The organism is Streptomyces boluensis (assembly GCF_009908195.1).
GTDB lineage: Bacteria > Actinomycetota > Actinomycetes > Streptomycetales > Streptomycetaceae > Streptomyces > Streptomyces boluensis.
Genome location: NZ_JAAAHS010000288.1, coordinates 1 through 9,967, shown reverse-complemented (window position 1 = coordinate 9,967; position 9,967 = coordinate 1). Strand labels below are relative to the sequence as shown.

Annotated in this window: 11 protein-coding genes; 6 read left to right on the top strand and 5 right to left on the bottom strand. The window is 68.9% G+C overall.

Going from position 1 to position 9,967, the window contains the following annotated elements:
* A partial coding sequence (locus tag GUY60_RS27790; RefSeq protein ID WP_312866451.1) for an FAD-dependent oxidoreductase occupies positions 1 to 1,447 on the top strand: 1,447 nt, incomplete at its 5' end.
* Here GUY60_RS27790 and GUY60_RS27785 read toward each other — a convergent pair.
* The 4 genes from GUY60_RS27785 to GUY60_RS27770 form a co-directional block, all read right to left on the bottom strand.
* Entirely contained in the window at positions 1,448 to 2,593 is a 1,146-nt protein-coding gene (locus GUY60_RS27785; RefSeq protein ID WP_161702647.1) for a PQQ-dependent sugar dehydrogenase, read from the bottom strand.
* A 143-nt stretch (positions 2,594 to 2,736) separates the two neighbouring features.
* Positions 2,737 to 3,129 carry a VOC family protein gene (locus GUY60_RS27780; protein ID WP_161702645.1) on the bottom strand — a complete coding sequence of 131 codons (393 nt, stop codon included), beginning with the start codon at positions 3,127 to 3,129 and terminating at the stop codon, positions 2,737 to 2,739.
* Positions 3,126 to 3,428, bottom strand: coding sequence for an ArsR/SmtB family transcription factor (locus GUY60_RS27775; protein WP_161702643.1), 303 nt, complete (start codon positions 3,426 to 3,428; stop codon positions 3,126 to 3,128). The genes GUY60_RS27780 and GUY60_RS27775 overlap by 4 nt, the downstream gene beginning before the upstream one ends.
* A 32-nt stretch (positions 3,429 to 3,460) precedes the next feature.
* The gene (locus GUY60_RS27770) at positions 3,461 to 4,012 is read right to left on the bottom strand and encodes a TetR/AcrR family transcriptional regulator (RefSeq protein WP_376771329.1); all 552 of its coding nucleotides are present in this window, start codon (positions 4,010 to 4,012) and stop codon (positions 3,461 to 3,463) included.
* A 309-nt stretch (positions 4,013 to 4,321) separates the two neighbouring features.
* Here GUY60_RS27770 and abc-f point away from each other — a divergent pair, with 309 nt between their 5' ends.
* The 4 genes from abc-f to GUY60_RS27750 all read left to right on the top strand — a co-directional run bounded on the left by abc-f (position 4,322) and on the right by GUY60_RS27750 (position 8,414).
* A complete protein-coding gene (abc-f, locus tag GUY60_RS27765; RefSeq protein ID WP_161702639.1) occupies positions 4,322 to 6,004 on the top strand; it encodes a ribosomal protection-like ABC-F family protein in 1,683 nt (560 codons plus the stop codon).
* Positions 6,005 to 6,066: 62 nt separating this feature from the next.
* Positions 6,067 to 6,744, top strand: a complete 678-nt coding sequence (locus GUY60_RS27760) for a CatB-related O-acetyltransferase (protein ID WP_161702637.1) — start codon at positions 6,067 to 6,069, stop codon at positions 6,742 to 6,744.
* A gap of 33 nt (positions 6,745 to 6,777) precedes the next feature.
* Positions 6,778 to 7,932, top strand: coding sequence for a macrolide family glycosyltransferase (locus GUY60_RS27755; protein ID WP_161702648.1), 1,155 nt, complete (start codon positions 6,778 to 6,780; stop codon positions 7,930 to 7,932).
* A 74-nt stretch (positions 7,933 to 8,006) separates the two neighbouring features.
* Positions 8,007 to 8,414: a VOC family protein gene (locus GUY60_RS27750; RefSeq protein WP_161702635.1), complete on the top strand. Its 408-nt coding sequence runs from the start codon at positions 8,007 to 8,009 to the stop codon at positions 8,412 to 8,414.
* A gap of 85 nt (positions 8,415 to 8,499) precedes the next feature.
* On the opposite strand, the gene GUY60_RS27745 is transcribed toward GUY60_RS27750, so the two are convergent.
* A complete protein-coding gene (locus tag GUY60_RS27745) occupies positions 8,500 to 8,934 on the bottom strand; it encodes a VOC family protein (RefSeq protein ID WP_161702634.1) in 435 nt (144 codons plus the stop codon).
* A gap of 127 nt (positions 8,935 to 9,061) precedes the next feature.
* On the opposite strand from GUY60_RS27745, the gene GUY60_RS27740 reads away from it, so the two are divergent.
* Entirely contained in the window at positions 9,062 to 9,682 is a 621-nt protein-coding gene (locus GUY60_RS27740; RefSeq protein ID WP_161702632.1) for a DUF6461 domain-containing protein, read from the top strand.
* Positions 9,683 to 9,967 lie beyond the last annotated feature (285 nt).

Below are 9,967 nucleotides of genomic sequence, written 5' to 3'. Positions count from 1 at the left end.
CCCCCTCCGCCCCAGCCCGCTCAAGCAAGTCGTCGTACTGGGAGGCGGCCTGGCCGGGATGCTCACCGCGGGCGTACTCGCCGACTACGCCGGGCAGGTCACCGTCATCGACCGCGACGCGCTGCCTGCGGGACCGCGCCCGCGCAAGTCGCTGCCCCAGGCCCGCCACGCGCACCTGCTCTGGTCCGGCGGAGCCAGGTCCTTCGAGCGGCTGCTGCCGGGCGTCACCGAGGAGTGGCTGGCCGCCGGGGCACGCCGGATACCGCTGCCGACGGGCATGGTGACGATGTCCGCCCAAGGCTGGCTGCGGCGCTGGCCGAAGGAAATGCAGTTCATGATCACGTGCAGTCGTGACCTCCTCGACTGGACCGTCCGCCGCCGCGTCACCGCCCGCGACAACGTGAGCGTTCTCCACCAGCACGAGATGCGGCACTTGACCGGGGACGCGCGCCGCGTGACCGGAGCCGTCGTCCGCGGTGCCGACGGCACGGAGCAGACCCTCACCGCGGACCTGGTCGTCGACGCCACGGGCCGCAGCTCGCAAGCCCCGCAGTGGCTCGACGCCCTCGGAGTACGCGGCATCGAGGAAGCGACGGTCGACTCCGGACTCGTATACGCGACCCGCGTCTACCACGCACCGCCGGACGCCTCCGAGTTCCCGCTGATCAACGTCCAGTCCGTACCGTCCGCCCGGGTCCCCGGCCAGACCGCGACGATCGTCCCCATCGAGAACGACCAGTGGCTGGTGACCCTGTCCGGCACCCGTGGCGGTGAACCCACCCGCGACCCGGCCGCGTTCGAGCCCTTCGCCCGCACGGTCCGCCACCCCGTCGTCGCCGATGTCCTCGCCCACACCACCCCGGTGACGGAGCGGGTCACCGTCTCCCGCAGCACCGTCAACCGGCGCCGCTACTTCGAGAACGCGCACACCTGGCCGGACGGCTTCCTCGCGGTCGGCGACTCCGTGGCCACCTACAACCCGCTCTACGGGCACGGCATGTCCGTGGCCGCCCAGGGCGTGGAGGCGCTCAGCGACGCCCTGGACAGCCGCAACCCGCACACGCCGGGCTTCACCCGCGACGTACAGGGTGCCATCGGCCGCACCACCAACCTGCCCTGGACGCTGGCGACTTCGCAGGACATCCTCTACCCCGAAGCGGTCGGCCACCGGCCGCCGAAGGGCACGGCGCTCATCAACAGCTACGCCGACCGCCTGGTCCGCACGGCTATCGGCCGGGCCCAGGTGATGGAGGCATTCCTCGCCGTCATCACCCTCTCGGAGAAGCCGGCGGCACGCTGGCTGCACCCCGACACGGCCATCGGCGTACTACGCGGCCCCGGCCTGCCTCCGCTGGACGGGCCGCCGTTGACCGAGCAGGAGATCAAGACGGCCACCGGCGGATCACCCGACCTCACCGCCACCCCCAAGGCCACCGGCCGGGAGTGACTACGCGGGGTCGATCCGGGAGATGCTGCCGCCGAGGTCGAGCACGTACAACTCGCCGTCGCCGCCCTGCGCGAACGACACGACCTCACCACCGTTGACCCCGAGGTCGCTCTCCCCGGTCACCTTGCCGTTCTCCATCTGCAGCGCGCGGACCGTGCCGTCGCAGTAGTCGCTGAACACGTACTGCCCCTGGAGTTCAGTGATCGCCGCACCCCGGTACACATAGCCACCCGTCACCGAGCAACCCAGCCCGTTGCGGTCGTACTCGTGCACCGGCGGCACATGGTTCGCGGGCTCGGTGCCGTCGCGGAACGGGTGGTTGCCCTCCATCTGCGACCAGCCGTAGTTCTCCCCGCCCTTGCTGCTCGCCGCCGCCCAGTCGATCTCCTCCCAGGCACTCTGCCCGACATCGCCGATCAGCAGATCGCCGGTGCCCGAGTCGAAGGAGAACCGCCACGGGTTGCGCAGCCCGTACGCCCAGATCTCCTCCTTGGCGCCCGCCTGGCCCACGAAGGGGTTGTCCGGCGGGATCGCGTACGGGTCGCCGCCGGCCGGGTCGATCCGCAGCAACTTGCCGAGCAGCGTGTCGAGTTTCTGCCCGTTGCCGTGCGGATCACCACCCGAACCGCCGTCGCCGAACGCGATGTACAGGTAGCCGTCGGGGCCGAACCTGAGATCGCCGCCGTTGTGATTCGCGTACGGCTGGGTCTGGGTCAGCACCGTACGCCGCGTGTCCGGCTGGAGCTTGCCGTCCCGCACGGCGAACTCGTCCACGGTGCTGGTGCCTTCGAGGTCCGTGAACGAGATGTAGAAGTGCGCGAAGTCCTTGTCGAACGCGATGCCGAGCAGGCCGCGTTCGCCGTCCGTGGTCGTCTCACCGGAGATGTCGAGGACCGGCTCACCAAGGCCGGAATCGCCCAACACCCTTACCGTGCCTGCCCGTTCGGCGATCCACACGGAGCCACCCGGCCCGGCGGTACCGGCGGACGGATTCTTCGCCGTGGCCACTTCCTTGAGTACGACCTTCGCCGCCTGCCCCGAAGAACCGGAAGCCACCGGCTCCTTCGCCGCGGCCGAGGCCAGACCGAGAGACGCGAGCAGACAGATGGTGCCGACGATCGCCGACGTACGCGTACGAACCTTCACCGTGATCCTCCTCGAGGCCGCGGCCTGCATGGGGGGAAGGGGGATGGTGTGTCACTGGCTACGGAGGAGGATAGTGAGACAACGGCAGTTGGCATAGACCAATGCACGCCATGGCTCGGTCCGAGATAGGGGACGGATGGCGGCTACTGCGGCTGCGTCGCGATCTGGATCAGATTGCCGCAGGTGTCATCGAGTACGGCCGTGGTGACCGGCCCCATCTCCAACGGGTCCTGGGTGAACCGCACGCCAAGGCCGCTCAGCCGCTCGAACTCCGCCCGCACATCGTCGACGGCGAACTGCGCGACCGGGATGCCGTCCGCGACGAGCGCGTCCCGGTACGGCTTCACAGCCGGGTGACCGGCGGGCTCGAGCAGCAGCTCGGTGCCGCCGGGCTCGTCGGCCGAGACGACGGTCAGCCACCGGTCGTTCCCGCCGACCGGGACGTCGTACTTCTTCACGAAGCCGAGGATCTCGGTGTAGAAGTGCAGGGCCTTGGCCTGGTCGTCGACGAACACGCTGGTCAGGTGGATCTTCATGGGGTGCTCTCTTCCGGTGCGGAGGTGTCGGGCAGGGGCCAGCGCTCGGTTATCAGGCGCAGTGGTCCCGTATCCAGATCATGGAACTTGTAGCGCCCCTCCCGCCTGCTCACGACGAGTCCGGCGGCCTCCAGGACGGCGAGGTGCTGGGACACCGCCTGCCGTGAGATGCCGAGGCGGTGCTTCATGCTCAGCCGCGAGCAGATCTCGAACAGCGTCTGCCCGGATTTCTCGACGAGTTCGTCGAGGATCGTCCGCCGGGTGGGGTCGGCCAGGGCTTTGAAGAGGTCGTCGGCCACACCCGCAGGATAGGCAAGTCTCCACTTGCCTATCAAGTCGGGTCGTCGCCGCCCGGTTCCGGCCGGGCGAACGCCCCGGCCCGCGCGGCCAGCACAGCGGTGGCAGCGGCCTGCTCCGGCATACGTGGATCGGGGTCGGCCCGCAGCAGCACCAGGTGGTGGTAGAGCGGCGCGGTGGCGGTGACCAACAGGCGCCGCGCGTCCGTGTCCGGCGCCAGCTCGCCGCGCGCGACGGCCCGCTCGGCGATGGCCTCGCAGCGCGCGTACCGGTCCTCCCACAGCTCCCGCTGCGCGCGGGCGGCCTGCTCGGAGCGGAACGAGGCGGCGATCAGACCGGTGACGACCGGCGGGCCGGAGGTCAAGGACGCCTGGATCTCGTCGTTGAGCGCCGTCAGGTCGCCGTGCAGAGAACCGGTGTCCGTCGGCTGCCAGTCGTCCTCGCCCGCGGCGTCGAGCACGTCGGCGAGCAGCCCGCCGACGTCCTGCCAGCGCCGGTACACCGTCGTACGGTGCACGCCCGCGCGCGCCGCGACGCCCTCCACCGACAGCCCCTCGTAACCGTGCGCCCCGAGCTCGGTGCGCACGGCGTCGAGCACCTGGGCCCGGATCCGGGCGGTACGGCCACCGGGCCTGCGGGCGGGCGACGCGTCCTTCGAGTCACCCGGGGCGCCTGGGCTGGCTGAGCTGTCCGGTGTATCTGAGGCGTCCAATGTGTCTGGGGAATCTGGGGTGTCTGTCATCGGAACCCTGTTGCTCGGCGGGGCAGGACCATGGCAAGCTTAATGCAACAGTCGTCGCACTAATGGAGTGATAGCGGTGCTCGTACGAAGCGTTCTCCCGACCCTGCGGCCCCACGCGGCCGTTCCGTCCCGGACTGCTTCGGAGGCACCCTCATGCGCACCCAGATCACCGCACTCGACCTCACCAAATCCTTCAACGGCAGGACCGTCCTCGACTCGGTGACCTGCGCGCTCACCCCGGGCGAGCGCACCGGCATCGTCGGCGAGAACGGCTCAGGCAAAACCACCCTGCTCCGACTCCTCGCCCAGCGGGACCACCCCGACCACGGCGAAGCCATCCTCCAGACCGACGGCGGCATCGGCTACCTGGCCCAGGACGCCGACCTGCCACCGGGGGTGACCGTCCAGCAGGTCATCGACGAGACCCTCGGAGACCTGCGCGCCATCGAATCCCGGATGCGCCACCTCGAAACGGCGATGACCGACGGCGACACCGCAGCCCTCCACGCCTACGGCGAGGCCGTCACAGCCTTCGAACTGCGCGGCGGATACGACGCCGAAGCCCGCCTCGAACGCGCCCTGCACGGCCTCGGCCTGCGCCAGGCCGACCGCACCCAGACCGCCGACAGCCTCTCCGGCGGCGAACAGGTACGACTGCGCCTCGCCGCGCTCCTCGCCTCCGCCCCCGAAGTGCTCCTCCTCGACGAACCCACCAACCACCTCGACGACGAGGCCCTCCACTGGCTCGAAGATCACCTGCGCACCCGGCACGGCACCACTGTCGCCGTCTCCCACGACCGCGGCTTCCTCGAACGCGTCACCACCACCCTCCTGGAAGTCGACGGCGACCGGCACACCGTCAACCGCTACGGCAACGGCTACACCGGCTACCTCGCCGAGAAGGCCGCCGCCCGCCGCCGCTGGGCCGAACACCACGAACAGTGGCAGGCCGACGTCGACCGGGCACGCGAGTCCGCCGCGGTCACCGCCCGCCGCGTGGCCCCCGGCCGGCCCAGGGCCGACGGCGACAAACTCTCGTACAACCTGGCAGGCGGCCGCGTCCAGCAATCCCTCGCGGCTCGCGTGCGCAACGCCGAGGAACGCCTGCGACGCCTTCTCGCCGCCCCTGTACCCCCACCACCCGAACCGCTGCGCTTCACACCCCAACAGCACACGGGACAACACCACGCGGGACAACTCCACGAGGGACAACACGACACAGGCCAACACCACACAGGCCAACAACACGGCACCGCGATCGAAGCCACCGCGGTCACCGTCGACGGCAGACTCGCCCCACTCGACCTGACCGTCCAGGCCGGCGAACACCTCCTCATCACCGGCGAGAACGGTGCGGGAAAGAGCACCCTGCTCCGCGTACTCGCCGGTGAACTGGCCCCCGACACCGGCCAGTTGGTCTGCCGCGGCCGCATCGGACACCTCGCACAGGAACCCGAGCCTGGCACACCCGACGACACCCTGCTCACCGCCTACGCACGAGGACGCACCGGACACACCGACGAACGCGCCGAACAACTCCTGGCCCTCGGCCTGTTCGACCCCGCCCAACTCGCCGTACCGGTCACACGACTGTCCACCGGCCAACGTCAACGCCTCGCCCTGGCACGGCTGTTGAGCGAACCCTGGGACGTTCTGCTGCTCGACGAGCCCACCAACCACCTCTCGCCCGCCCTCGCGGAGGAACTGGAAGCCGCCTTGGCGGGGTTCACCAACACCGTCGTCCTCGTCAGCCACGACCGAACACTGCGCCGCCGCTGGCACGGCACCCGGATGACCCTGCCCACCGCCCGCACACCCGCGACCACGCACGCATGACCAGGTCCGTATGACCACACCCGTATGAACACGCCCGCGCGACCACCCAACGAGAGGCCCGCATGACCCAGCCCCCGCCCGTTCCCGCCGACCCCACCACGCTCCACCCCATGCCCGGACAACCCCGCGTAGTGCTGCTCAAACCCCTGGTGAAGTCCCCACTGATCGAGGTCGGCGACTACTCATACTACGACGACCCGGACGACGCCACCGCGTTCGAGTCACGCAACGTCCTCTACCACTACGGCCCCGAACGACTCGTCATCGGAAAGTTCTGCGCTCTGGGCACCGGCACCCGCTTCCTCATGAACGGCGCCAACCACCGCATGGACGGCCCCTCGACCTTCCCCTTCCCGACCATGGGCGGCTCCTGGGCCGACCACTTCGACCTGCTCACCGGCCTGCCCAGCCGCGGCGACACCGTCGTCGGCAACGACGTCTGGTTCGGCCACGGTGCGACCGTCATGCCTGGCGTACGGATCGGCCACGGCGCGATCGTCGCCGCAGGCGCGGTGGTGACCTCCGATGTACCGGACTACGGCATCGTCGGCGGCAACCCGGCCCGTCTGATCCGCACCCGCTACGACGCCGAGGACGTGGCCCGTCTCCTCGCCGTCGCCTGGTGGGACTGGCCTGCCACACACATCACCACACACGTACGCACGATCATGTCCGGCTCCGTCACCGAACTGGAAGCCGCCGCCCCGCCCACCGCACACCCCGCATCCGGAAACGAGTGAACGACCTTGCCCCGCCACCCGCTCCACATCGCGATGATCGGCATCCCCATCGTCAGCCACGTCCTGCCGAGCCTCGAAATCATCCGCGAACTCGTCGCCCGCGGCCACCGCGTGACCTACGCCAACGACCCGTTCGTCGCTGAACCGATCGAAGCCGCCGGTGCTCAACTGGTGCCCTGCGCCTCGAAGTTGCCGGTCACCGACAACAACTGGCCCGACGACCCCATCGCCGCCGCCGGCCTCTTCCTCGACGACGCCGTGCACGTCCTGCCCCAACTCCACGCCGCCTACGACGACGACCCGGCGGACCTGTACCTGTACGACATCGGCGCCTACGCCGCACGCGCCCTCGCCGAAGCGCAGGGCCGCCCCCTCCTCCAACTGTCCCCGACCTTCGTGGCCTGGGACGGGTACGAGGAAGAAGTCGCCGCCCACCTGCGCAAACTTCCCGGCGCCGACGCGTACCGGGCACGATTCGCAGACTGGCTCGCCCACTGCGGCGCGACCACCACCGACGTGGACGCCTTCTCGGGCCCGCCCGCACACGCCCTGGCCCTGATCACCCGGGCGATGCAGCCACACGCCGAGAAAGTCGACACCGACAGGATCACCTTCGTCGGCCCCTGCTTCGACCCGCGTACCGAACCCGAACCCGAACCCTGGACCCGCCCGACGGACGCGGAGAACGTACTGCTGATCTCCCTCGGCTCCGCGTACAACCACCGACCGGAGTTCTACCGCCAGTGCATCGCGGCCTACGGCGACCTGCCCGGCTGGCACGTCGTACTGCAGATCGGCAAGCACACCGACCCGGCCGAACTCGGTACCGTCCCCACCAACTTCGAAGTCCACTCATGGGTCCCGCAACGGGCCATCCTCGAGAAGGCGGACGCATTCGTCACCCACGCAGGCATGGGCGGCTGCGGTGAAGGGCTCCGCGCCGGCACCCCGATGATCGCCGTACCCCAGGGCGCCGAGCAGTTCATGAACGCCGACCGCCTCGTCGAACTGGGAGTCGCCCGCCGCATCGACACCGAGGACGCAACCCCGCAAACCCTGCGGGCCGCGCTCATCGACCTCGTAGCCGATGACGAGGTCGCGCACCGGTCGGCACAACTGCGCGCCGCGGCCCGTTCTGAAGGCGGCACGACACGTGCCGCGGACTTGATCGAAAGCATGACCGCCTGAACCGATGAGTTCTGGCCGGCGCCCGGGTCTACCGTCCTGAACACCCTGACACCAACCGATGGGAGCGCCCAGCCATGTACCAGCAGATGATCTTCGTGAATCTGGCCACCGCTGATCTCGACGCGGCGAAGAAGTTCTTCACGGAGCTGGGCTACTCGATCAACACCCAGTTCAGCGACGAGACCACGGCCTCGATCCCACTCAGCGACACCATCGTCGTGATGTTCCACACCCACCAGAAGTACGCCGTGTTCACTAAGAAGCAGATCGTGGACTCGCCCAAGAACAGCGAAGTACTGCTCGCCCTGAGCGCGGAGAGCCGCGAGAAGGTCGACGAGCTGGTCGACAAGGCCATCGCGGCCGGCGGCAAGCCCACAGGAGAAACCCAGGACCACGGCTTCATGTACGGCCGCGCTTTCGACGACCTCGACGGCCACACCTGGGAGGTCGTCTGGATGGACCCGGCGGCGGTGCAGGGCTGACAAAGCGCTAAGCGTTGCCCGCGCCCGGCGCGAAGGCCGCCGTCAGCCGCACCACGGTCAACGCGGACGGCGGCCAGGAGGACGCTCAGTCGAGACAGAACTCATTGCCCTCGATGTCCTGCATATTGATGCACGACTCGTTCTCGTCATCGGCGATCAGCGTTCGCACATGCACCGCGCCGAGCGCGACCAGCCGCGCGCACTCGGCCTCCAGTGTGGCGAGGCGCTCCGCACCCACGAGCCCGGTGCCGGCTCGCACGTCGAGATGCACCCGATTCTTGACGACCTTGCCTTCGGGAACGCGCTGAAAGAGCAGGCGAGGGCCCACACCCGAGGGATCACTGCACGCGAAGTAGACGACCTGCTTCTCGGGCGGCAGCGAGCGATGGTAGTCCTCCCAAGTGCCGAACCCCTCCGGGACCGGCGGTACGACGTACCCCAACACCTCGCACCAGAACCCGGCAAGGCGCGCAGGTTCAGCGCAGTCGAAGGTGACTTGGAACTGCTTGATCGAAGACATCGGCGCACCATAGCAGGGGCATCCAGGGCCAGATCAGGGTCAACTACCCTTGTGCCGATGAGTAGTTGCCAGGCGGCAACGGGTTCTATGACCCACCGTCTGCAACGAGAGGAAGCTGACGACCGTCATGCCTGAGACTGCCGGCGCTCTTGGCCCCGCATCCGAACTCGCCGCGTGGCTCATGGAGTTCAGTGATCTGGGGTTCTGCCTGACCCTGACCAGGAACCGAAACGCCGAGGACGTCATCCGCGCCTACGGCATCGACCCGGCACACGCCAGGCCGCTGCCCCTGGACGCCTTCCTGGAGGTCGACCCCAACGGCACCGGCGTCGACGAGGGCACCGTCATCCGGTTCGGCCACAGCGGCCAGAACGCTTTCTCACTCGAATACCTTGACACGAAGGGCGGCCGGCACCCGGTGCTCGCCAACCTGTCCGCCGGCACCGAGACAGTCGTGCTCACCGAAGCCGCCGACGCCATGACCCTGTTCAGGCACGCCCGTGACGGCGTCAGACTCAGCAGCTTCGAGCCGGACGCCCCTCAGGAGACTCTGAACGGCCCGGGGCCACACACCTACGCGGAACTCCTGCAGCGCGTCATCACCGAGCGGGCAACCGACGACGAGGCCGACAGGAAGACAGCCCTCCAAGACACCTTGCGCGTGGTTCACGACCAGTACGGCGAACTCCCGGCCCCAGCGCAGCTCAGCGGCCCGCTGCTCACCGCCTACCTACCGGACGTCCCGTAAGAGGCAACGGCCACAGCGCATCACGGTCCTGTCGGCTCGTCGGCCAGTGGCCCCGGTCGACCGGCGCATCCACAGCCGTTGCTCCCGGTATCCAGGCGGCTCGATGCCGCCCTCTCGCCAAACCCAGGAGTCGATCCCGCACTTCTCGCCACAGGGGCCGCTTTGGTATACGAAGTGCGGCCCCTCGCGTATAGGTTGGCGACTGCCTGAAGTTGAGCACCGTTCAACTTCGTGTTCTTGCCACCCTGTTCAGGAGCCAACCTTGAGCTACGGATACCCCCACCC

Coding starts and splice junctions, on each gene's coding strand:
- GUY60_RS27780 (WP_161702645.1), bottom strand. CDS start 3,129: ATGAAGATCCACCTGACCAGCGTGTTCGTCGACGACCAGGCCAAGGCC.
- GUY60_RS27755 (WP_161702648.1), top strand. CDS start 6,778: ATGATCGGCATCCCCATCGTCAGCCACGTCCTGCCGAGCCTCGAAATC.
- abc-f (WP_161702639.1), top strand. CDS start 4,322: ATGCGCACCCAGATCACCGCACTCGACCTCACCAAATCCTTCAACGGC.
- GUY60_RS27760 (WP_161702637.1), top strand. CDS start 6,067: ATGACCCAGCCCCCGCCCGTTCCCGCCGACCCCACCACGCTCCACCCC.
- GUY60_RS27745 (WP_161702634.1), bottom strand. CDS start 8,934: ATGTCTTCGATCAAGCAGTTCCAAGTCACCTTCGACTGCGCTGAACCT.
- GUY60_RS27740 (WP_161702632.1), top strand. CDS start 9,062: ATGCCTGAGACTGCCGGCGCTCTTGGCCCCGCATCCGAACTCGCCGCG.
- GUY60_RS27750 (WP_161702635.1), top strand. CDS start 8,007: ATGTACCAGCAGATGATCTTCGTGAATCTGGCCACCGCTGATCTCGAC.